Origin of the sequence: Bacteroides sp. AM32-11AC (assembly GCF_003603515.1) — a bacterium.
Lineage (GTDB): Bacteria > Bacteroidota > Bacteroidia > Bacteroidales > Bacteroidaceae > Bacteroides > Bacteroides uniformis.
The window spans coordinates 146,460-170,670 of sequence record NZ_QTNH01000002.1; the positions used below are offsets into that span (position 1 = coordinate 146,460).

Below are 24,211 nucleotides of genomic sequence, written 5' to 3' on the forward strand. Positions count from 1 at the left end.
GACGCCAGGGAGCCGCATTGTTCGGGACTTGATTGATATGAATTGGTTTATAGATTATTGGTATGGAAAATTTGAAAAATATTTTGTGGCTCTGTCTGGCAGGACTGTTGTTGGCTGCACTGCCCGCTGCCGCCGGGCAGATTGTTGTGTCCACCCCTTCCTTCGCATTGGTGCTTGATGCTCCGGTAGGAGGCGAACTAAGGTATCTCTACTACGGAACCGGATTATCGGAGGATGATTTGCGGCAGATGAATGTGGCAGGTACGTGCCATCATGTTGCTTATCCTTCTTATGGAATCGGATGGCCCGGTGAATCCGCTCTCCGTGTCAGACATGCCGATGGGGTGATAGCCACCCGGCTTTATGTGCAGGATGTGGAAGTGAGGCAAGAGCCGGATGCTGTGCTCACCCTTGTGAAACTGAAGGATTGTGTTTATCCCTTCTACGTCAATCTCTGCTACAAGGCATATCGGGATGTGGATGTGATTGAAACCTGGACTGAATTCAGCCATTCGGAGAAGACTCCGGTAACGCTCCTTCAATTTGCTTCGTCTTATCTTCCTCTCCGCAGAGGCGATGTGTGGCTTTCCAGCCTCTACGGCGGGTGGGGAAACGAGGCAAGGTTGCTTCAGGAACCTTTAAAACCCGGCATCAGGCTGATAAAGAATATCGATGGCGTACGCAATTCGCATACTGCCCATGCCGAAGTAATGTTTTCGCTGGACGGGAAACCACAGGAAAACACAGGGCGTACTATCGGCGCAGCCCTTTGCTATACCGGTGACTATAGGCTGAAAATCAATACGGATGACGGCGATTATCACCACTTCTTTGCCGGTATGGATGAGGAAGGTGCTTCCTTCAGGCTGAAAAAAGGCGAGGTATTCCGTACTCCCCCGTTGGCGCTCACCTATTCGGAAGAGGGATTGGGCGGCGCAAGCCGTAATTTCCATAAATGGGGACGGAACCATAAACTGGCCAATGGAGACAAACTTCGCAAGATACTGTTGAACAGTTGGGAAGGTGTTTACTTCGACATTAATCAGAAGGATATGGAGCAGATGATGGCAGACATAGCCTTGATGGGAGGCGAACTCTTTGTGATGGATGATGGCTGGTTTGGCGACAAGCATCCGCGTGATATTGACAACGCCGGGCTGGGGGACTGGGTGGTGAACCCGAAGAAACTGCCTGACGGCATTGCCGGACTATTGCGTGATGCCGCGAAACATAATATTGGTTTCGGCATCTGGATTGAACCCGAAATGATTAACACACGCAGCGAACTATACGAGAAGCATCCCGACTGGGTGATGAAAGTCCCCGGACAAGACTTCATTACGGCGCGCGGTGGCACGCAGGCAGTACTTGACCTTACCAACCCCCAGGTGCGGGATTTCATTTTTTATACGGTGGATACCTTGCTGGCCCGCTATCCGGAAATAGAATATATCAAGTGGGATGCCAATATGCCGGTGCTGAACCACGGTTCTGTCCATTTGGACAAGGACGAGCAAAGCCATCTGAGTATTCTTTATCATCAGGGATTTGAGGATGTGTGCCGACGCATCCGTAGAAAATATCCTGATGTGACGATTCAGGCGTGTGCCAGTGGAGGCGGTCGCGTCAATTACGGCTATTTACCCTATTTTGATGAATTCTGGACCAGCGATAATACAGATGCCTTGCAACGCATTTATATCCAGTGGGGAACGTCCTATTTCTTTCCTGCTATCGCTATGGGAGCGCATATCAGCGCTGCGCCCAACCATCAGACGCATCGCAGCTTGCCCTTGAAATATCGCATTGATGTGGCAATGAGCGGAAGGCTCGGTATGGAGATACAACCCCGGAATATGACGGATGAAGAGAAAAATCTTTGCCGTGAGGCGATTGCTGCTTACAAAGAGATTCGTCCGGTGGTGCAGTTTGGTGAACTTTATCGGCTGATGTCACCGTATGACGGTCAGGGGGTAGCCTCATTGTTGTATGCCAGCGAAGATAAGTCGAAAGCCGTCTTCTATTGGTGGAAGCTGGAACAGTTTGTCAACCGGCAGTTGCCGCGTGTCAGGATGGCGGGATTGGATGTGGGGAAACAATACCGTATTCGTGAGCTGAACCGCATTGACAATGTCCCTCTCTCCTTTGAAGGAAAGGTACTGAGTGGCTCTTTCCTGATGAGTCACGGACTGGAGATTCCCGGAGAACATAGGGTGGATGCAGATAAAATGAGTGATTATGCCAGTCGGATATTGTATCTGGAAGAGGTGAACCATTAAAATATTAGAAATATGAAAGTTGGATATTTTGCAGTTGTACTGCTTGCATGCTTCCTGCAGGCTTGTTCTTCGTTTGGGGGAAAGGATAGCACGGAGATGGACGGTTTTGTGACCGGACTGATGGACCGGATGACTGTACGGGAGAAACTGGGCCAGTTGAACCTGCCCTCGGGAGGCGATTTAGTGACTGGTACGGTGATGAACGGCGAACTCACGGAAATGATACGGAAGCAGGAAATCACGGGCTTCTTCAATGTGAAGGGAGTACGGAAAATCAGAGAGATGCAACGTATTGCCGTGGAGGAAACCCGTTTGAAGATTCCCTTGATTGTAGGAGCGGATGTCATACACGGTTATGAGACAATATTTCCCATACCGCTTGCCATGTCGTGTAGCTGGGACACTGTCGCCATCCGACGGATGACACGCGTGGCGGCTACTGAGGCCAGTGCCGACGGAATCTGCTGGAATTTCAGTCCGATGGTGGATATCTGCCGCGATGCCCGTTGGGGACGCATTGCCGAGGGGAACGGTGAAGACCCCTACTTGGGCGCTTTGATGGCGAGGGCATACGTACATGGCTATCAGGGCGATGCTATGAAGGCTAATAATGAAATACTGGCCTGTGTCAAGCATTTTGCACTGTATGGTGCTTCCGAGGCGGGACGTGATTATAATACGGTGGACATGAGCAGATTGAGCATGTACAACAATTATCTGGCTCCCTATAAAGCAGCCGTTGAGGCGGGTGTGGGGAGCGTGATGAGTGCGTTCAACCTTGTGGATGGTATTCCTGCCACTGCCAATAAGTGGCTGCTGACCGATCTTCTTCGTAACGAGTGGGGATTTGGCGGTATGGTCGTTACCGATTATTATTCCATCGGAGAGATGAAAACTTACGGCGTGGCCGACAAGAAAGAGGCTTCCGTGCTTGCTCTGAAGGCGGGAACGGACATGGATATGGTCACCGCCGGTTTTCTGGATACTTTGGAGTCGGCATTGGAGGAAGGACTCATTTCTGAAGCTGATATTGACCGTGCCTGCCGTAGGGTGCTTGAGACTAAGTATAGAATGGGACTTTTTGACGACCCCTACAAATACTGCGACACGGTACGTGCGGAGAAGGAAATCTTTACGCCCGAGCACCGCAAGGAAGCGCGTGAGGTGGCACGTGAAACCTTCGTGCTGATGAAGAACGAGGGAAGTCTGCTGCCTCTTTCTATGGATAAGAAGATAGCGCTGATAGGACCTATGGCCGATGCCCGCAACAATATGTGCGGCATGTGGAGTCTGACTTGTGTTCCTTCCGACCACCGTTCCCTGCTCGATGGGATGCGCGACGCGATGAAGGGCAGGGGCGAAGTCTTTCATGCCAAAGGCAGCAATATCTATTACGAGGAGGAAATGGAGAAAGGCGCCGTCGGCTTCCGTCCTTTGGAGCGTGGAGACAATGGGAAATTACTTCGGGAGGCGTTGCAGGTGGCTGCCCGTGCGGATGTGATTGTTGCCGCTTTGGGTGAGTGTGCGGATATGTCGGGTGAATCGGCCTCACGTACGGAACTGGAACTGCCGGATGCGCAACAAGCGTTACTGAAAGAACTGGTGAAGACGGGAAAGCCGGTGGTGCTGTTATTGTTTACGGGACGTCCGTTGGTGCTTAATTGGGAAACGGCACATGTTCCTGCTATACTGAACGTATGGTTTGCGGGCAGTGAGGCGGGCGATGCCATAGCTGACGTATTGTTTGGGCACGCCGTGCCTGCCGGAAAGCTCACTACCAGTTTCCCACGTGCCGTAGGACAGATGCCGTTATACTATAACCATTTGAGTGCCAGTCGCCCCGATCCGCAAGATGGGGTGTTCAACCGCTACCAGAGTAACTATATTGACCAAAGTAATGAACCGCTTTATCCTTTCGGGTTCGGGCTGAGCTATACGACTTTTGAGTATGGCGATATGCGGCTTGGTTCGGAATGCCTTCCCAAGAACGGAGAACTGGCGGTTTCTGTGGAGGTCACCAATTCCGGTACTTGTGACGGTACGGAAATCGTACAGCTCTATCTGCGTGATGTGATGGCTGAGGTGGCACGTCCCGTCAAGGAACTGAAAGCTTTCCGGCGCATCTTCTTGAAGAAGGGGGAAAAGCGGGAAGTGGTGTTCACGTTGACAGAAGAGGACTTGAAATGCTACCATTCGGACTTGCAATACGGGTATGATCCGGGTGAGTTTCAAGTGATGGTCGGTCCTAACAGCCGTGATGTCCAGACGAAGGTGTTCAAAGCAGAGTAGTTTTTAAATAAAAAAAATGGAATTATGAAAGAAAAGAAATATGGTTTGATTATTCTTTGTGGCTTTCTTCTGTATACTTTCCTGCCGCTCCGGGCGGGAAAGCGAGCGGGGCAGGGAAGTGACATTGTTTCTGTCATTAAGCATGGCATTCGGAACGATGGGGCTGTGATAGGCCCTGAACTGAATGAACTTGTAACGAGAAGTTACGGGAAGACATTGTATTTCCCCGCCGGCATATATAATCTGTCGGAACCCGTTGTCCTTCCCTACGACTATACGAAGAACGTGAACATCCTCTTTGATAAGAATGCGCTGATAAAGACCGATTTACCGATGGAAGCACTGTTGAAGGTGGGTTATTCGGAGATGACAACGCCCGACGTTACTCACCGGCGCTTCTCTTATATCGAAGGAGGGATGTTCGACTGTTCTAACGTGGACAACGGAATTATGGTCAACGGTTTAAAACAGCTGGTCTCCCTGAAGTATATCAGTCTGTTTAAGGGGCGCAACACACATATCCGCATCAGCGTTACCGACGACTTCAGAGGAACGGGAAGCAGTGACACCAAAATAGACAATGTGACCATACAAGGCATTTCGTCCAACGAAGAGGTATATGGTATTTATATAGATCAGGCCTGCTGTGACTGTAAGATCTCCAATACTTTCATATATAGCACGAAGTATGGACTCGTGACAAAGTCGGCGGGACATATTTTGAATAACCTGCATATTCTCTCCATGCACACCACTGGCGGTCTGGACTTGGGGGTGAAAGGTTTCCGCTCTACGGAAGGGATACGTGTAGAAGCGGATGGCTTTTTCATTTTCAACGAGGTGTATTATGACACGGTGGACCGTGGTATTGTGGTTGCGGCAGACAGGAATCCTACGTTGGTGCTGGACAAGAACATCTTCTATTCCTATTTGCCGGATTTCGGGACTTCTTTCCTCTATCGGGACCATAAGGCGGCGACTCCGTTTCAAGCGAAGATGTCGAACTGTATCATCGAAGTGGCAAAGCAGGGTTATAAGATCTTTGATGTCAGTCCTGAGGCTATAAAGAATGATGTGGAGGGGAATTTTTCGTTTGTGAATTGTGCAATGAGAAATTCTCACTTGTTAAGTCCTTTCGATTTCTCCCTGATGCAACGCATAAGGGAAAAAAGATGTGATGCGCTGTCCGCACCGGAGCAGGCAGCAGGTGGTCTACAGGCAGTGGATAGCTTGCAGTGGTACGTTTTGGGAGCCGTGTTCGCTTCTCCGTATCGTAATCTGTTAAAGTTGGATTTGGCAAAAGATGGTGTGGCAGAACTGGATTTGCTCTTTGCAGGAGGGGAACCCGAAATACATAGCAGGATGCTTAAAAGCCCGGATAGAACTTCCTTCCAGCTGGGATATGTTGTTAAGGACGAATATTGTATCTTACTGTTGAGAACGCCCCGAGGAAAAGTGTATCCTGCTATTTGTGATGTGTTGGGAAATAGTTGTTTTTTGGCGACTCCTTCCAAAGATAGATATTATAAACCGGAAGATTATGGGGTAGACCAGGACCCCGTCATTCTGCATTGAATTTGTGTAATGGAAGAGCAGGTAATATAGAGCGTGAGCGATGTGTTACTTAAGATACAGTGTCATTTTACTTAACGGTAAAATGACACTGTAAATGCCTGATAAAGGTGTTTATTATTTGAAAAACAATTAGATTATCAGCGTGCTGGCTTTTTAGAATCTGTATCCATATCCCAGCATGATTGCCACATTGTCATCTTTGGCAAACATAAACCTGGCTTCTGCATTCAGATAACTCCGTTCGGAGATGGGTAATGTGATACCTCCTCCCAAATTGAAAGCGAATTTGGTAGAGTTGCTCCGGTCCATTTCCATTTCTTTCCCGTCTATCTCAACACTCTTTTTGCCATAGAAGTTGTTCTGCATGCCGATACCTGCAAGGGGATAGACCGAAAATCCTTGGCCGTCTTCTTTAAAGTTGAATACATAATGGAAATTCACGCTTACATCCAGTCCGGTAACTTTGTCTTTAGGAAAGTAGAACGTTACATCCGGAGCAATCCGGAGATTATTCGCTATCGCGTAACGTCCTTGTACTCCCAAACCGAACCTCTCATAGTTCGTTTGATAACCGATGTTGCCCATCAAAGAGCCTTCACCTTTAACTGTTTGGGCATTTATGCCCACAGATGCCAATGCAATCATGGCCAGCAAGAATAATTTTTTCATAATTAAGGCATTTAGTTAATAAAATATTTATTTAAAAGAAGAATGATCTCCTTTTAATGGAAATAACAAACGTTTGCTTACATTTGTTTGCTATATATTGTTACATATACAAAGACTTTTGATGTTAATATACGAGCGCTTTTCTCAATTTTTTATAAAGCAAAAAATGATGTTAATTCCGTTTTTATGCCTCGAACCATTTTTTTTAATGCTGTGTTTTTAGTATATGGCAGGGATTAAAGTTGGTTACATTTGAATTGCCAGTTTGTAGAGAAAGGAGCAAGTGGTATATTACATTGTCGTAACTGACTGAACCTGCATTGTTACGAAAGGATAAAATATCAGGATTGTTTCATTATTAAAATCTACAGCCATGAAAAGTCTAAGTTTTGATTTGCGGGTCAGGCTAATAGCCAGTTCTGTCATCGGGGCAATAGTTTATTTCTTTTCAAGTTCCCGCAGGTAGGTAAAGTGATAATAAAATAAAGGATCGCAGGATATGCCTTTATATTGGAAATAAGCGGATGATATATCTATCTATATATTTACATGTAAATCTCAGAACTGAGTGTGTTACTTTAAAAAATAGTTTATGTATTTTTTATGGTACATTGTTATCGGGATCGCTTCTCTGTCTTATAACAGAAAGAAAATTGAACTTTAATTATTTTAATCGTTTAAAACCAACTTAATTATGGAAAATAGAAATTCTAGTTTATGGATCGGCCTGGGAATAGGTACGGTCATCGGTACTCTGGCTTATCGTTTCTCACGTACTTCAAAAGCCAAGAAATTGAAGGAAAAAGTATGTAACGTTTTTCATAAGATAACCGGTCAGACGGAAGACCTGTTAGATGAAGCTAAGGAAAAAGTGGCGGATACCGGAAAAGTTGTAGTGGATAAGGTAGCCGATAAAGTTCAAGATGGCGCTGATGCTGTAAAGGACGCATTGAAAGATGCGAAGAAAGATGTCAAACAAGGAGCTGAAAAGGCCAAGACAGAAATAAAGGAAGGGTATGAAGATGTAAAAAAAGAAGCAAGTAAAAAACTTGATTGATTTTTTTATATATCATTCTGTTAGTAGTAATATCTTATATAAAGAAGAATTATGATTGGATTTGTAATATGGATTATAGGATTGGTCTTAACTATCAAAGCTGCTCTAGAGATATGGCGTATTCATGCGCCGGCGGAAAGAAGGTTAATAGCCATTATCCTGGTAGTTTTGACCAGTTGGGTAGGATTGTTGTTCTATTACTTTTATGGTAAGCCTCGTATGGCACAGTGGCTGGGGACCGGTCTTGAAAGGTATTGATGGTCACATAGCTGTTTATGCTGAATAGATAGGAATATCCCAAAATAAAAATGTGTTGGTTGATAGAAGTGACCGATTTATTTTTGTTTTGGGATGTTTGTATAGGAGTATACAAAGGTAATGTCAAAAGTATATGAGACTTGTCATTATGATAATATTTTAGGCACGGATTACGCGGGGTAAATTAAAACCGTGAAATCCGTACCTAAAAGAATGCACAGAGAGAGAGGTCTTTTCTTCTTGTCTGTCTTACCAATATTTTTCGATTCTATCATAGCCGAAAACGTGACTACGTTCATCTTTAATATCTTGCAGCTTATGACAAATTATTTGCGCTCCGATCATGCTGAAAGTGATTCCGTTTCCGCCATATCCCAGATCGAAAAATATTCGTTCCTTGCCGGGCCAATTGCCGATGAAAGGTAGCCCGTCTTTGGTGCTACTGAAGGTACCGCACCATGCCATTTCTGTTTTGAAAGGGATATCGGGGAATAGTTTTCTGATTTTTCTCTCCAAGATACGGATTTTCTTTCTGAGTAGTGAGTCACGGTGTTCTGGATCGCTGAACTTTTCATCCTCACCACCTACAATAATACGGTTTCCGTCGGTGGTACGGATATAAAGATATGGATCGGCTGTTTCCCAGATCAGGCAATGTTCCGGCCAGAGATATTCGGGGGCTACCGGATGTGATATGAGTGCATAAGTAGAAGTCAAATCCATAATTTTCTGGGGAAGGAATTGTCCGGCCTCAAATCCGGTGGCTACGATTGCATATCCGCACTTAATTTTATTTCCTTTGTCTGTTATCATGATACAGCCATCAGATGTTTCAGTGCACTTTTTTATGTTGGTATGGGTAAAGACCTTCAGATCGTTCTCCTTCATATGATAGGTGAGCAGTCCGGTTGCAGCTCTGTAGGCATCCATCTGTGCGGATGTTTCATTCACCAGGGCATTGCCGGGCACTTTCACCTTATATCGTTTTCTGATTTCTTGTTTCTTGAGCAGATTGACCGGCAATTCATGCTTTTGCCGTATTTCGTATTCTTGTTCCAGAAGTTTGTTGTCTGCCGAGCTGCTGGCATAAAAGATGCTGGACAATTGCTCAAATCCGGCATCGACACCTGTTTCCTTTAGTACTTTCTTTATATCAGAAATGGATTGCAGGCATGCATGATAGGCAGTTGTGGCGTTTTCTTCGCTGATGATTTTTGCCATCCGGCAGAGGGGTACGTCTATTTCATATTGTAGTAAAGCGGTACTTGCAGCAGAGCTTCCGGTTGCGATGCTGCGTTTGTCAATCACGCAACATTCTATTCCGGCACGACACAATTCGTGTGCCATCAAAGCGCCTGTTATACCCGAACCTACGATGACGATATCTGTTGACAGATCATCCTCCAAAGGGTGGAAATAGTCCAATAGGGAATTTCTGACGATCCAATAGGGTAAACCTGAATGTAAGTCCATAATATATTTTGTTAATTCCCCCTTACTTTCTTCCTGTTGAGAAACAGGAGTGAAGTAAGGGGGGGAGTGAGAAATGGGAAAGCCGTTTTATTGAAATTTGCTTTCCGTTTACGGTAGTAGATTATTTGCCTTCTTCGATAGTACAAATGCTGACACGGTTCCAGTCCGGTTCGGAGAACATATCACCGATTCCTTGTCCTTCGGCGGTAATGCGGGTGTCGTTAATCTTGTATTTTTTTACAAGTATGGACTTCACAGCTTGAGCACGTGCTTTTGCCAGTTTCTCATTGAAAGCGAGGTTACCTTCGGGAGAGGCATATCCTTTGATGACGACTTTAGCTTCAGGATGTTTTTTCATGTAAATGGCTACACGTTCCACATTAGGCAGTTGGGAAGCATCAACCACGGACTTTCCTTGTCTGAAGGTAATGATGGATTCTGGAATGCGGTTGGTTTTTACCACGGTTTCTATGTTGGCAGCTTGGGTTCTGCAATCTGCCAGCTCCTTTTGTAAGTTGTTGGCCTGTTGTACGGCATTGCTCAGTTGCATGTCCTTGTCGCTCAGTTGTGATCGCAGACGGTTGACTGCATTATTTAGCTCGCCTACTTCTACTGGGTCGTAAGGCTTCACTGTTGTGAAATGATGTGAGCCGTTGCTACACATGAAATGGTAGGTCAGTCCGGCAGTCAGTTCAAAAGTGGCATTGTTGGCGTTGAAACGGCTTTTAGTTTTGCTGAAGTCTCCTTGCATATCATATACGATAGCTGGTTTGATACCGAGTGTCCATGCTTTTTCCTCACCTAGGTTGAAGTTCAAGTTTAGACCAAGGCGTGTAGACCAGGAATTTGTATCACCGGGGCCATTCTGATAGTAATGTAGCCAGCCGATACCTGTCAGAGTCTCGATTTCAAAAATGCGTGGTTCGCCCATATAACCTCCAAAGAGATTCATCAGGTTGACTTTACCGAGTAAGCTCACTTCGGAAGCATCAAATGCAGTTTTGCTGGCTGAGGTATTTACATATCCCATACCTTGAATACCTAGACCGAATATAGGAGTAAGTTGTTTTCCGATTCCGAATCCGAAGGCCGGTCGGGCATTTTTTAAGAAGGAGCTGTGAGTCAAAGGGGTTACAGCACCAGCTTTCAGTTCAATAGACCAGTTGTCACCAGGGCGTGTGCCTTCAAGGGCCGTACGGTCATTTTGCGCATGCATGGTAAGAATACTCATGCTTAGTGCTAAAACAAAGATAGATTTTTTCATAATTAAATAAATTAATAGTGATACAATAAATATGTCACACACGTTGTACTGTCTGTTGTGTAGTTATGACTGTGCATAATCTAATGAATTACTTTGTCATAACCTTTGTTTAAAAAACAGCCCGTTAAAAAGGATGGTTCGAAAAATAGAAATGGATTTAACATCTATTTAAGAAGTCGGATGGTACCAGAAGCCTGTATTGGCAGTGAAAGCACATCATAGATATATAAGGTGCAAATTCTTGGATTTATATATAACGGCATCAAATATAACTTTATATATACATGCGTTTTTTAACACAAATATCTGTTGAAATGACAAATATTCATCAAACAAATATTCTTTCAATGCTGTTTTTTTATAGAGATACAAATCATAGTATTAATTAAAAACCTGACAATTATGAAAAAATTAAGTTTCGCAGGACTGAAGGGTAGAGTGTCCTGGGGCAGTGTTTTCGGCGGTGTCATGACTGTATTGGCAATATCCGTGTTACTGTCTATTTTAAATTCAAGTATTGGTTTGTTTATGTTTGATCCATTATCAGATCACCCGGTTGCGGGCATCGGCACTGCTGTTGGAATCGGATCCGCTATCATTCTGGTTGCCGGCATGGCTGCAGGAGGCTTTGTGGCCGGGAAACTGGCCGGTATGGACGGAATGATACACGGATTTCTGGTCTGGGCGACCACACTGATTGTGGCTGTGGTACTGGGAATTTTTCTGGCTGTCGGTGCGGCAAAAATGACGGTGAATACTCTTGGAGCGGTCTCGTCCGTTACGGGCAGCGTTTTGTCTGGAACAGGTGATACCGTTGGAAACGGAGTTGCTGCATTATCAGAAGACGCAAAGGAACTGTTCGGAGAAATCGATTTTAATGCAACCCTGAAAGAAGGGAATATACCGCAGAATATCCGTACCGCACTTCTAAAAAGCGACGTGAAGGAACTTCAGCCGGATTACCTGCAGAAGCAACTGGCGGAAGTGAAGGATGACCTGGAAGCGTCCGTAAAAAAAATAGTACGTTCCCCACAACAAGCGGATGAGAGCATTGACAGTTTCCTTGACCGATTGAAACAACGTACAGAAAATATCAGCAAAAATATAGACCGGAATGATTTGGCTAAAGCTATAGCAAACAACACCAATATGTCAAAAGCAGAAGCAAATAAAACTATTGACCAATATATGAACCTGCTGGAAAATGCACGTATGGAAGCCGGCAAACAGATAGACAAACTGGAGGTGACCCTGAAGAAAGCTGCACAGGAATGGAAAGAAATCAAGCATGAGGCACTCGTGGCTGCCGATAAGGCAACGGATGCCGCAGCGAGGTCCGCACTGATTTCGTTCCTTGCAATTCTCTCCGGAGCGGTATTGTGCTGTATTGCAGGTGCCTACGGTAGCAGGAAGACCCAAGAAAGGGTGGATATCTGACAGTATTTCATTAAATCAAGTAAGAAGTTCGGTCCCCCAAACAGTATGACAGGTTGATGTCATTTTTAAGCATGTTATATCTTTTCTGAAATCGGGCCAACTGATATCCGCATTATAAAAGGCAATGACTAACTTGCATTGCCTTTTTAAATTTAAACTATTTTTATTATTTTTGCGGGTAACATTTAACTTAACACACTTTTACTACAAATGACATACTTTCAGATTTTAAAGAGGGTGCTTTTTCTGTTCCCTTTACTAATAGCCACTTTTACTACTTGCAAGGGTCAAATTTATAAATACCTGGGCATAGAGGACGGACTAAGCAACCGGAGAATTTTCCGCATCCAGAAAGGCGGGCACGGGTACATGTGGTTCCTTACCCAGGAAGGGATAGACCGTTATGACGGAAGCAAGATTAAACATTATGCCGTCTTTGACGGAAGTATGGAGGTGGCGCCGCAAATCAACCTGAACTGGCTATATACCGACAGCAGGCACAGGCTGTGGGTTGTGGGTAGAAAAGGACGCATATTCCGGTACGACACCGCCCGTGACCGTTTTGTTATGACCTACAAGCTTAACGGCCTGCGGGATGACGTAACATCAGGCACCGTCAATTGTACCTATATGGACAGTAATGACCGTATCTGGCTCTGCCATGGTGACAGTATTATACGCTATGATACCCGCGCAGGCACTACGGACAGAATAGACTCCCCTGCCTCGAACGATATTACTGCAATCACGCAGACCGACAGTACAAACTTTTTTATAGGGACATCAAACGGGTTACTGCAAACCATAGAAAAGGAAGGTGTCCTGGAAACTGTGGTCGGAACATATACTGACAGTATCTGTATACCGGTAAGTGAGCTTTATTTCCACCAAGATTCAAAGAAACTGTTCATAGGAACCTTCAAGGAAGGAATTATAGCATACGGAATGAACACGACTTCAACCATCATCGCGGACGGTCCGCTACAGAACGTGGCAATCAAACGAATCACCCCCTTTGGAAAGCGGCAACTGCTGGTAGCCACGGGAGGCAGGGGAGTATACAAGATTGACGTTGATTCTCTCTCCGCCCGGCCTTATATAACCGCCGACTACAGCAATTATAACGGTATGAACGGGAACAACATCAATGATATTTATGTGGATGGAGACGGACGGATATGGATGGCCAATTATCCTACCGGGATTACAATACGCAACGACCATTACAGAAGTTACAAATGGCTCAAGCATTCACCGGGCAACAACAGTTCGCTGGCCAATAACCAGGTCCATGATGTAGTCCGGGACGGCGAGGGTGACCTGTGGTTCGCCACCAGCAACGGGATCAGCCTGCTTCACAGCGCAACCGGTCAGTGGACTTCCTTCCTTAGCAGTTCCGAGCACTTGAAAGGCGATGACAATAATATCTTCCTGAGCCTCTGTGAGGTATTACCCGGCATTATCTGGGCAGGTGGGTATACATCAGGTATATACAGGATTGACAAGAAGAAAGGCACGGTGGAATACATCTCACCTTCCTCCCTGGCAGGAATAAGCCCTGACCAATATATCAGTGACATAATAAAGGACTCCGGAGGGGATATATGGTCAGGCGGATACTGTAATCTCAAACGCATCAACCCTGAAAGCGGTGACATACGACTCTACCCGGGACTGGGGTCCATTACCGCCATACTGGAAAAGGACGCGGAACACATCTGGGTAGGTACAACTATGGGATTATACCTGTTGGACAAGCTCCGGGGAGATTACCGCCGCATAGATTTCCCGGTCGAGACAGTCCATGTCAGTACTTTGTATCAGGCTGCGGACAGCACACTATATGTGGGGACCAGAGGAGCGGGACTGCTTGTATATGACGGTGCAAACGATAAATTTATACATCAGTACCACATGGAAAACTGTGCCCTTGTTTCTGATAACATTTATATTGTCATTCCAAGACCGGATGGCAGCTTGCTGCTCGGTACGGAAAACAGCATAGTTACTTTCCTGTGTGAAGACCGGACTTTCCAAAACTGGACGGCGGAACAAGGATTGATGAGCGTATGCTTCAATGCCGGCGCTGCAACCCAGTATGGGGACAGTCTTGTGTTCGGAAGCAATGATGGCATCGTCATATTCCCGGTTGACTTGCAGATTCCCGTTCCACAGTTCTCACAGATGCTCCTGAGGGATTTTGCAGTCTCTTCATGTCCGGTCTATCCCGGTGAGGAAGGGTCACCGTTAAAAAAGGATATTGACGGTAATTACAAACTTGAACTGGCTTATGACCAGAGCAGCTTCTCCCTGGAAGCAATATCCATCAACTATGATTATCCTTCAAACATTCTGTACTCATGGAAATTGGAAGGCGCCTATAACGGCTGGAGCCACCCGTTGCAGGACGGGCAGATACAGGTCACCGGTCTTTCCCCAGGCAAGTACATCCTGCGTATCTGTGCCATATCCAACGAAGAAAAATACAAAGTTTATGAGGAGAAAAGTATTGAAGTGGTTGTCGCCCGTCCACCATGGGCGAGCGCATGGGCCATAGCGGGATATGCACTTCTTGCCATATCAGCCGTTACAATAGCAGTCAGGATCGTCATGTTGCGCAGACAAAAAAGGCTATCGGAGGAAAAGACACGCTTCTTCATAAATACCGCCCATGATATCCGTACTCCCCTCACCCTGATAAAAGCTCCTTTGGAAGAAGTGGTGGAAAGGCAGCAGGTAAAAGAGGAAGGGACGGATAACGTGGGAGTGGCCTTGAGAAGCGTGAATAACCTCCTGCAATTGGTTACCGACCTGATCAATTTCGAAAGGGCGGACGTTTACACCTCACAATTGTATGTTGGCGAATATGAGCTGCACAGCTACCTGGAAAGTACTTGCGAAACTTTCCGGACATATGCGTCACAGAAAAACGTCAACCTCTCATGTGAAAGTAAGTTCCCTTTTATGAATGTCTGGTTTGACAGGGACAAAATGGATTCTATACTGAAGAATCTATTGTCAAATGCCTTGAAATATACCCCCCGAAATGGTAATGTCCATGTTTGTGCCTACACTGAACAGAATACATGGAGCATAGAGGTAAGTGATACGGGGATTGGAATTCCCGCCGGGGAGAGGAAATATCTGGGCGGAAGGTTTTTCAGGGGCAGCAATGCCGTTAATCAGAAAGTGCCGGGAAGCGGAATCGGCCTGATGCTGGTCTGCAAACTGGTACGTTTGCATAAGGGAAGGATCATTATATCAAGCACGGAAGGGGAAGGTACCTGTGTACGTGTTACATTCCCCATGGGAAACAGGCATTTGCGCAAGGCACGTTTCATAACAGTGGCAAAGACGGAAGATGCAGCCCCGCCACAACCGGAAACGTGTTCTGCCGAACTGCGGATGGAAACGATGAAAAATGGCAAAAGTTCATCACGTATTCTTGTAGTGGAGGACAACGATGACTTGCGGGGATACATTGAGAGACTCTTGGGACAGGACTACCACGTCCAATCATGCACAAACGGACGCGACGCGTTGGTCGTGGCAAGGGAATATAACCCGGACCTGATCCTTTCGGATGTCATGATGCCGGAGATGGGCGGTGATGAACTATGTGTAGCCATCAAGTCGGACATTGAAACCTCTCATATTCCGGTCATCCTGCTGACGGCACTCAGCGATGAGAAAAATATGCTCAAGGGGTTGGACAAGGGAGCCGATGCATATATAACCAAGCCGTTCAGTGTGAATGTGCTCAAGGCGAACATCAGGAGCATACTGCGCAACCGGATATTGCTCCGAAAAACATATGCCGGACTAAAATCTGGTACCGGCCCGTTACCTGAAGGATGCAGTAACGCATTGGACTGGAAATTCATTGCCACCGTGAGAGAATGTGTTATGGAACATATTACCAGTCCTGATTTCAACGTGGACACCCTCTGTGAAATCCAGCACATGAGCCGTTCGAGTTTCTTCAACAAGCTCAAGACATTGACAGGATACGCACCGGCCGACTACATCCGTTCCATCCGCCTGCAACATGCGGCAAACCTGCTAATCCAGGAAAGGTGCACGATAATAGAAGTTGCGGATGCAACCGGATTCAGTGATGCAAAATATTTCAGGGAAGTATTCAGGAAACATTATGGTGTAAGCCCTAGTGAATACCGCAAAGTAGCAATGGGAACGCATCCGAAAGAAAGCCTATCCGATTATCGGTGCCATGGGGGAGGAAGTGTGGGAAGCCGTTGATGAGTTGATAAAAAACAGAGAGAGTACTATCGACTTGATACTGGTCGTTACATCAGGTAGGGTGAATGCTTAGGGTGGGTTCCACACTATTGTCAATATGATTACGTGATTACTCCGATCACGGTGGATAAGATGGTCATGCGGAGCGGCCTCTCTTCCTCGACCATCGTGTTGGACTATGTGTAGAACTGGCATGAATAGACAATCATATTGAGTGAAAGAGGTATGGAAAAATATTGAAAATCCGGGCAGCCGCATAGGGATTGCCCGACTTTTTTAAGATGGATATTCAGGTGTGGGGTTGGCAGGTCAGTCCACGGGCTCGCCGCCATAGCGAAGGCGGCAGATAGCCTCGTGGATTTCACACATGATATGCAGCCGTAGCCGCTTGCTGATATGTTGGCTGTCGGAACGCATGAAGAGTTTTTGAACGATTTGACCGTACACTTTTTGGACGAGAAACGAAAACCAAAGGAATTAAGACTCCATGAGGTGGCACCGTTGGACGCGAAATTTCGGGCGGAAATCGGGGACTGCAAGACCGCCTCACCGGATATATTCCGATACGGGATTTGCACGAAGCGGTGCGACATGGCACCCACACTGAGAAAGTTCAACAGGCTGGGAGACTTGCGACTGGTCTGTGCGCCGCTTCTCAATGAGCGATGGATTGTCTCGCCGCCGGTTGCGCGACCGGATAATGCCCGGTTTCCGCCGCCGGAAGTGAAGACGAGGATACCGTTTAAAAAGAAAAAACAGAGTATGAACATTTAACTCTTTGATATATGGAAAATGAACAGAATGGAACGCTAAAAGACGGCAGTGTATATGTAGTCATGGGATTATGTTACAGAGATTCCAGCGTCTGTCGGAAGTGGTGTATTGCCTGTGAAATGAAACAGAACCGTTCTCGAAGGATGATACCTATACCCGCCGGCTCACTCCGGAAATGTGGGAGGAAATAAAGTTATCACCCGTAGTGGTGGCTGATATGCTGGATGATTTGAGGCACGGGAACAAGTTCTATACGGGCGTTGAAACGGATAAGGGGGCTTCTTTTCAGCCGGAACTATGAAGGGAACCACCAATATGGGGCCTTTATGGAGGAGAATATCGAGAGATGTTTCTTTGAGCCGGACTTTGAAGGAAAGTCGCTGACCGTGTATGAACTTCGGGGATGGCCTTCGCTGATGGCGGGGAAGATAAACCTCTGTTATGATGATAACGATACCCTGTTGCTATTGGAGAAGATTCCACCGGATGCCTTCCTTGATAAATCGGCTCTTAAAAGCGTACAGACAGAGGTGTATGACCTTTCACTCACGTGGGAGAATTATGCCCGGCTGCCGGACAATGAGAAGGGGCTTGGCCTGTTCCAGAGCGTGGATAACTATGACCGGATGACCTTGCTTCATATCATGGATCAAAGTATGACAAATCCCGTAAAACCTTGATTTTACGGGATTTTTTATTTCTCTTCTCGGACATCTATCAGTAATTCGGGTTATATAATCAGTAATCTGGATACCTATGTAATAATAATACCCGCTACTTTTGTATCGCTATAACAATTGGATTTATATGTTTCAACTAAATAATATATCGTATGAAAAGATTGGTGTTGTTTATGATGGCAGTTATGCTGTTGTCTATTACTGTTAACGCACAGAAAAAAGGTGGTAAGACACTGGTAGCTTATTTCTCGGCAACGGGAACAACGGCAAGGGCTGCCAAGTTGGTGGCAGAAGCTGTTGATGGGACCCTCTACGAAATACAGCCTGCGAAAAAGTACACGGCTGCTGATTTGGACTGGCACGACAAAGCTTCGCGCAGCAGTGTGGAGATGTCGGATTCCAAATCACGTCCTGCATTGTATTCTAAATTGGGAAGTCTCGCGGAGTATGATACCATTTATATAGGTTTTCCTATTTGGTGGAATTTGGCTCCAAGAATCATCAATACATTTATAGAAAGCGGTGATTTTGCAGGTAAAACGGTTATTCCATTCGCCACTTCGGGAAGCAGCAGTATTTCTAATGCAGAAAAGGAATTGCAGACGAATTACCCCGGCATAAACTGGGGAAAAGGCAGGCTGCTGAATGGAGCGAGCCGGGAAACTGTCAAGCAATGGATTAAGAAATGAATTTCCAACCGAAACTTAAAGAAGTAGAGATGAAGAACATGGTAAAAAACATATGTGCGGCGATGGTTATTAGCCTTTGTGCTGCAGGACATTTGTCTGCAACAGAAAATAATCCTAATAATGATAATAAATTTATGGAAGAGAATTTGAATCTGACTCAAGAGTGGGACAAGACATTCCCACAGAGTGATAAAGTAGACCATAAAAAGATAACTTTCCACAACCGTTACGGCATTACACTTGCCGCCGATTTGTATGTACCCAAGAATGTGACGGGTAAATTGCCTGCCATTGCCATCAGTGGCCCATTTGGTGCCGTGAAGGAACAAGCTTCGGGCTTGTATGCGCAGACATTGGCAGAACGTGGATTCCTGACGATTGCTTTCGATCCATCCTATACGGGAGAAAGTAGCGGCCAGCCCCGTTATGTGGCTTCGCCGGACATCAATACGGAAGATTTCAGTGCAGCGGTCGATTATCTTTCCACCCGTGACGATGTAGATGCAGAGCGCATCGGCATTCTCGGTATTTGTGGATGGGGAGGCATGGCGCTTAATGCAGCGGCTATCGATACTCGCATCAAGGCTACAGTTACGGCAACCATGTACGACATGAGCCGGGTCAATGCTAACGGTTATTTCGATTCTATGAATGCCGATGCACGGCATGAATTGCGGCGCCAGCTTAATGCTCAGCGTACGGAGGATTATAGAAACGGTACATTTGCTCTTGGAGGAGGTGTAGTAGACCCGTTGCCTGCCGATGCTCCACAATTTGTGAAGGACTACCATGCCTATTATAAAACACCGCGCGGCTATCATAAGCGGTCACTCAACTCTAACCACGGATGGAACAAGACTTCACCGCTTTCGTTCATCAATATGCCTATCCTTTCATATAGTGATGAAATCCGTAGTGCAGTGTTGATGCTGCACGGTGAGAAGGCCCATTCACGTTATTTCAGTGAAGATGCTTTTAAAAAGTTGCAGGGTGATAATAAGGAACTGCTGATTATTCCCGGTGCAAACCATGTAGACTTGTATGACAATATAGAGGTAATTCCATTCGGCAAAATAGAGAGATTCTTCAATGAAAATCTTCGATGACCGCCTTTAATGTGTTAGGAACCGGACGTACTTTTCTTTAGCCTGGTTCAGCAACTCCTCTTTCAGGCAGATGTCTTTCCGGAAAAGCGAATGCTCCGGGAAGATTTCTTTTTTCTTGGACGCCTTGTTCCAATTTCCTACTACATGCCCCTTATAGAGAAGTACCGGAAAGAACAATCCGTTGTTGGTGAAAGCTTTGGAATAGTCCTCTTTGGGTAGGACGTCCGTCCGGTCCTTGTATCCTATCAGGTATTCATCGTAGGAGGGAAGAAGGTGCAGGTTACCGGTCGCCTTTCCAGATGTCCGGCAGGAGTCATGGATGTACCATGTCTGGCTGTTCCATTGTTCGGACATCAGTTCCGGTTCTATCAGAGAAATGGCTTGCCTTGCTTCCGTTAAAGGCAAACCAGACCACCAGGAGAAGTCTTGCAGGGTAGCAGGGGCATGGCTGCGGAAATAGGCTGTAGCCAGGCGGGCCAGCGCTTCTTCTTTCGTCAGTTCGGGGGTAGGTGGAACTCTTTCGTCCAGAAGGGCATAGGTGTGTTGCCGTCCATGGCATTCTCCGCTGCACACAATTCCTTCGACTTCGGCACGCGACATAAAGCGGGTCATGTGGTAGTTGTCTGCAAGCAGTCCCGAACGTTCAAAATGTTCCGCAATCTCTTGTTTCGTCAGGCTTCGCTTCCCGCTGAGGATATTCCCAAGTATGGTGTAGCTTCTGTCATATTGCTGTTCCGTGATTTCCAGACCATGTCCTTTTGCATAAGAATCATTGGCAGATTTGATGCGTTGTGCAGAGAGTTTCAGCATCCAACGAATGTCTTCTGCTGCTACCAGGTGCCATGTGGGACGCATTACGTGGGTTCTCAGTATTTCCCCTTGATGCAGGGCTTTTTCCACGGCTTGAATTCCCGGTGACTTCAGCCGCATACCTACGGCCCATTTCACCATTGTATAGTCTTGTGCCTGCATGGCGCCCATCCAGGAGATCAGTTCTTTCGGGTGGCCGAAGAGTGGAGTGGACAGTTGCTGGTTCTGTAAGCGTATTTCAAGGATTCTCATGTCGGTATGGTATTCGTTTGTATCAATAGGAATCGCAAAGATAAGAAAAGCAGGTCATCGCAGGGTATATCGTGTCCGCAATTATATTCTTTTGTTTCTTTTAACAGCTACTAATATAGCTATCTTTTATTTTTGCAACACACAAATTTGGAAAATATTCATAATTAAACAACCATAAGAACTTTTTTATGACTATGAGAACAAATTGTATTTTATTGTTAGTTATTTTGTTGGGAGCCTTTCCCTTAAATCGTGTACATGCCGATGAATCTGGAAGCATAATTCTGTACACTCCTTACACAAAAATTTCCGTGACGCCCGGAGCGTCCATTGATTACAGCATTGATTTGATTAACAACACGGACGGGGTTACAAATGCAAATCTCTCGGTCAGCGGATTGCCGGGCAGTTGGAAGCATGAAATCAAGTCAGGCGGCTGGACCCTCAGCCAGCTTTCTGTACTGTCCAAGGAAAAGAAAACGTTCAATTTGAAAGTGGAAGTTCCTCTAAAAGTAAATAAAGGAAGTTATCATTTCACAGTATTTGCCGGAGAAACCAAACTGCCGCTGGAGGTGATCGTGGCCCAGAAAGGAACTTACCAGACCGAGTTCACTACCGACCAGCCCAATATGCAGGGCAATTCCAAGTCCACCTTTACCTTCAATGCCACTTTGAAAAACCAGACGGCCGACCAGCAGCTGTATGCGCTGATGGCCAATGCCCCCAGAGGCTGGAGTGTCGTGTTCAAGCCTAACTATAAGCAGGCCACTTCTGCCCAGGTGGAAGCGAACAGCAGCCAGAATGTGAGTATAGAGATTGTCCCTCCCGCCAATGTGGAAGCCGGCAATTACAAGATTCCGGTACGTGCGGCTACTGGTACGACTTCTGCCGACTTGGAGCTGGAAGTTGTTGTCACGGGTTCCTACGAGATGGAATTGTCCACGCCCAGAGGATTGTTGAGTACCGAAATCACAGCAGGAGATGTGAAGCGTATCGAGTTGGTGGTCCGGAATACCGGTTCTTCATTGTTGAAAGATATCCAGCTTTCTGCCAATAAGCCCGTGGACTGGGAAGTGTCTTTTGAGCCTTCGAAGATTGATATGCTGAAGGCGGGGGAAACGGCCAATGTCGTAGCTACCATGAAAGCATCCAAAAAGGCATTGCCCGGAGATTATGTGGCTACCATGACGGCCAAAACTCCTGAAGTGAATACAGACGCCCAATTCCGCATTGCCGTGAAAACCCCGATGATATGGGGATGGGTGGGCGTTTTGATAATAATCGTTGCCATAGGTGCCGTATGCTATCTGTTCCGTAAATATGGAAGGAGGTGAGCATGGACGAGCGAGTGATTGCATTGACAGACTTGACCAAGCAGTATGGGCGCTTCACTGCCGTAGACCGCATTTGCCTGACTATCCGTAAAGGGGAGATTTTCGGATTATTGGGGCCAAACGGCGCCGGCAAGTCAACTACCATCCTGATGATGCTGGGACTGACGGAACCCACTTCCGGCTCTGTGGAGATTTGCGGTATCGACTCTACCAGGCATCCTATCGAGGTAAAGCGGAAAATAGGCTATCTGCCCGAAGATGTGGGGTTTTATGATGACATGACCGGTCCGGAAAACCTTATATATACTGCGCGTCTCAATGGCATTTCGGATGCCGAAGCGAAAGTCAAGGCGCTGGAGCTGATGGAGCATGTGGGGCTTGCCGGACAGATGAAAAAGAAGACCGGGAAATATTCGCGCGGTATGCGCCAGCGATTGGGGCTGGCAGACGTGCTTATCAAAAATCCGGAAATTATAATCCTGGATGAACCTACTTCGGGAATAGACCCTGCCGGTGTTCAGGAGTTCATCGAGCTCATTAGGCAGTTGAGCCGGAAGGAGGGACTGACCGTCTTGTTCTCTTCCCACCACCTGGACCAGGTGCAGAAAGTTTGCGACCGCGTGGGACTGTTCAACAGTGGGAAGCTGGTCACCTTGATTGATATGTCTGATTTGAAGGACAAGCATCAGGAATTATCTGATATTTATAACCATTATATGGAGGAAGGAGGAGAAAGGCATGAATAAAGTCAATTATCCTTTTCGGGTAGTCGTCAACAAGGAAATATCCGACCATGTGAAAAGTTGGCGGTTCATTATCTTGATGGGAATCATTTTGCTTACGTGCATGGGCTCACTCTATACCTCGCTTACCAACATAGGTGCCGCCATCAAGCCCAATGACCCGGACGGTTCGTTCCTTTTCTTGAAGTTGTTCACAGCCTCGGATGGCACATTGCCTTCTTTTGTGCAGTTTATCAACTTTCTGGGGCCGTTGTTGGGGATTGCGCTGGGATTCGATGCTATAAATTCGGAACAGAACAAGGGGACGTTGAGCCGTATGCTGTCACAGCCTGTTCATCGTGATTGCATTATCAATGCCAAGTTCGTGGCTGCATTGATTGTGATAGGTATCATGCTGTTTGTACTGGGATTCCTCGTAATGGGCTGCGGGTTGATAGCGATAGGCATTCCTCCCACAGCAGAAGAATTTTGGAGGATTGTATTCTTTCTCATAATCAGTGTGTTCTATGTGGCATTCTGGCTGAATCTGGCCATTCTGTTTTCGCTTTGCTTCCGTCAGGCGGCCACCTCGGCATTGGCTTCGGTGGCGGTATGGTTGTTTTTCAGCGTGTTCTATACGATGATTGTCAATCTGGTTGCCAAGGCATTGAGCCCTTCGCAGCTGGCATCTCCTTATCAGATAGTCAGTTACCAGAAATTTATTCTCGGTCTGATGCGTCTGGCACCTAGCGAACTGTTCAATGAGGCGACCACAACGCTGCTGATGCCTTCCGTCAGAAGTTTGGGGCCGCTTACTATGGAGCAGGTTCAGGGGGCCATTCCCAGTCCGCTGCCATTGGGACAGAGTCTTTTGGTGGTGTGGCCGCAGCTCACCGGACTGATTGCAGCTACTGTCATCTGTTTTGCTCTTTCGTATGTCATATTTATGAGACGGGAAGTCAGATCACGGTAATGATAAGTATGTTTTATTGAGTGTTGAAAGTCCGTTCCGGCATTGGTTGCTTGAACGGACTTTTAATATTATTTGCCCGAACATTTGGTAATTCCAAAAACTTCCCTTACTTTTGCGCCCCGAACAAGGAGAGGTGCTCGAGTGGTTGAAGAGGCACGCCTGGAAAGCGTGTATACCCCTAAAGGGTATCGGGGGTTCGAATCCCCCTCTCTCCGCAACAGTTCTGAATAAGATGGAAAACTAGCGGGTAAAGGTCTACAAATCTATGATTTGTAGACCTTTTTTGCTTGTACTCCGTTTGCTTTGAAAG

The 24,211-nt window shown here is 46.3% G+C and carries 16 protein-coding genes, 1 tRNA gene and 1 pseudogene; 14 read left to right on the forward strand and 4 right to left on the reverse strand.

Annotated features, from left to right (window positions below; genetic code table 11):
* Positions 1–62 precede the first annotated feature (62 nt).
* From DW800_RS02505 to DW800_RS02515, 3 genes are read left to right on the forward strand one after another with little or no spacing between them, the layout of a single operon-like run.
* Positions 63–2,279: an alpha-galactosidase gene (locus tag DW800_RS02505; protein WP_057281709.1), complete on the forward strand. Its 2,217-nt coding sequence runs from the start codon at positions 63–65 to the stop codon at positions 2,277–2,279.
* 12 nt (positions 2,280–2,291) lie between these two features.
* Entirely contained in the window at positions 2,292–4,568 is a 2,277-nt protein-coding gene (bglX, locus tag DW800_RS02510) for a beta-glucosidase BglX (RefSeq protein ID WP_057281710.1), read from the forward strand.
* 24 nt (positions 4,569–4,592) lie between these two features.
* On the forward strand, positions 4,593–6,143 hold the full coding sequence (locus DW800_RS02515) for a right-handed parallel beta-helix repeat-containing protein (protein WP_057281711.1): 1,551 nt from the start codon (positions 4,593–4,595) through the stop codon (positions 6,141–6,143).
* Positions 6,144–6,296: 153 nt separating this feature from the next.
* Here DW800_RS02515 and DW800_RS02520 read toward each other — a convergent pair whose 3' ends face one another.
* On the reverse strand, positions 6,297–6,812 hold the full coding sequence (locus tag DW800_RS02520) for an outer membrane protein (protein ID WP_016272745.1): 516 nt from the start codon (positions 6,810–6,812) through the stop codon (positions 6,297–6,299).
* A 694-nt stretch (positions 6,813–7,506) separates the two neighbouring features.
* Here DW800_RS02520 and DW800_RS02525 point away from each other — a divergent pair.
* A complete protein-coding gene (locus DW800_RS02525; RefSeq protein WP_016278370.1) occupies positions 7,507–7,869 on the forward strand; it encodes a YtxH domain-containing protein in 363 nt (120 codons plus the stop codon).
* Positions 7,870–7,920: 51 nt separating this feature from the next.
* Entirely contained in the window at positions 7,921–8,127 is a 207-nt protein-coding gene (locus DW800_RS19865; protein WP_007665878.1) for a hypothetical protein, read from the forward strand.
* A 249-nt stretch (positions 8,128–8,376) separates the two neighbouring features.
* Here the strand turns inward: DW800_RS19865 and DW800_RS02535 are convergent, their stop codons facing one another.
* Together DW800_RS02535 and DW800_RS02540 are read right to left on the reverse strand one after the other, a co-directional pair.
* A complete protein-coding gene (locus DW800_RS02535) occupies positions 8,377–9,600 on the reverse strand; it encodes an NAD(P)/FAD-dependent oxidoreductase (protein ID WP_044468546.1) in 1,224 nt (407 codons plus the stop codon).
* 121 nt (positions 9,601–9,721) lie between these two features.
* Positions 9,722–10,864, reverse strand: a complete 1,143-nt coding sequence (locus DW800_RS02540; protein ID WP_016272741.1) for an OmpA family protein — start codon at positions 10,862–10,864, stop codon at positions 9,722–9,724.
* Positions 10,865–11,266: 402 nt separating this feature from the next.
* Between DW800_RS02540 and DW800_RS02545 the strand changes: the two genes are divergently transcribed.
* The 5 genes and pseudogenes from DW800_RS02545 (at position 11,267) to DW800_RS02575 (ending at position 19,810) form a co-directional block, all read left to right on the forward strand.
* Positions 11,267–12,301, forward strand: coding sequence for a hypothetical protein (locus DW800_RS02545; RefSeq protein WP_044469184.1), 1,035 nt, complete (start codon positions 11,267–11,269; stop codon positions 12,299–12,301).
* Positions 12,302–12,511: 210 nt separating this feature from the next.
* A complete protein-coding gene (locus DW800_RS02550; RefSeq protein ID WP_057281712.1) occupies positions 12,512–16,561 on the forward strand; it encodes an ATP-binding protein in 4,050 nt (1,349 codons plus the stop codon).
* A gap of 949 nt (positions 16,562–17,510) precedes the next feature.
* A pseudogene (locus tag DW800_RS02565) lies at positions 17,511–17,988 on the forward strand (DUF6047 family protein); the annotation flags it as partial.
* A 179-nt stretch (positions 17,989–18,167) separates the two neighbouring features.
* Positions 18,168–18,704, forward strand: a complete 537-nt coding sequence (locus DW800_RS02570) for a flavodoxin (protein ID WP_016272732.1) — start codon at positions 18,168–18,170, stop codon at positions 18,702–18,704.
* Positions 18,705–18,733: 29 nt separating this feature from the next.
* Positions 18,734–19,810 (forward strand): alpha/beta hydrolase, encoded by a 1,077-nt coding sequence (locus DW800_RS02575; RefSeq protein WP_035457791.1) that lies wholly within the window; start codon positions 18,734–18,736, stop codon positions 19,808–19,810.
* Between the two features lie 6 nt (positions 19,811–19,816).
* On the opposite strand, the gene DW800_RS02580 is transcribed toward DW800_RS02575, so the two are convergent.
* On the reverse strand, positions 19,817–20,872 hold the full coding sequence (locus DW800_RS02580; protein WP_117703187.1) for a winged helix DNA-binding domain-containing protein: 1,056 nt from the start codon (positions 20,870–20,872) through the stop codon (positions 19,817–19,819).
* 188 nt (positions 20,873–21,060) lie between these two features.
* Between DW800_RS02580 and DW800_RS02590 the strand changes: the two genes are divergently transcribed.
* The 4 genes from DW800_RS02590 to DW800_RS02605 all read left to right on the forward strand — a co-directional run bounded on the left by DW800_RS02590 (position 21,061) and on the right by DW800_RS02605 (position 24,116).
* Positions 21,061–22,206, forward strand: a complete 1,146-nt coding sequence (locus tag DW800_RS02590; RefSeq protein WP_016272729.1) for an NEW3 domain-containing protein — start codon at positions 21,061–21,063, stop codon at positions 22,204–22,206.
* A 2-nt stretch (positions 22,207–22,208) separates the two neighbouring features.
* Positions 22,209–22,952: an ABC transporter ATP-binding protein gene (locus DW800_RS02595; RefSeq protein ID WP_035457716.1), complete on the forward strand. Its 744-nt coding sequence runs from the start codon at positions 22,209–22,211 to the stop codon at positions 22,950–22,952.
* Positions 22,945–23,901: an ABC transporter permease gene (locus tag DW800_RS02600; RefSeq protein WP_005831677.1), complete on the forward strand. Its 957-nt coding sequence runs from the start codon at positions 22,945–22,947 to the stop codon at positions 23,899–23,901. Before DW800_RS02595 ends, DW800_RS02600 begins: the two co-directional genes overlap by 8 nt.
* Before the next feature lie 127 nt (positions 23,902–24,028).
* Positions 24,029–24,116, forward strand: a tRNA-Ser gene (locus tag DW800_RS02605).
* Positions 24,117–24,211 lie beyond the last annotated feature (95 nt).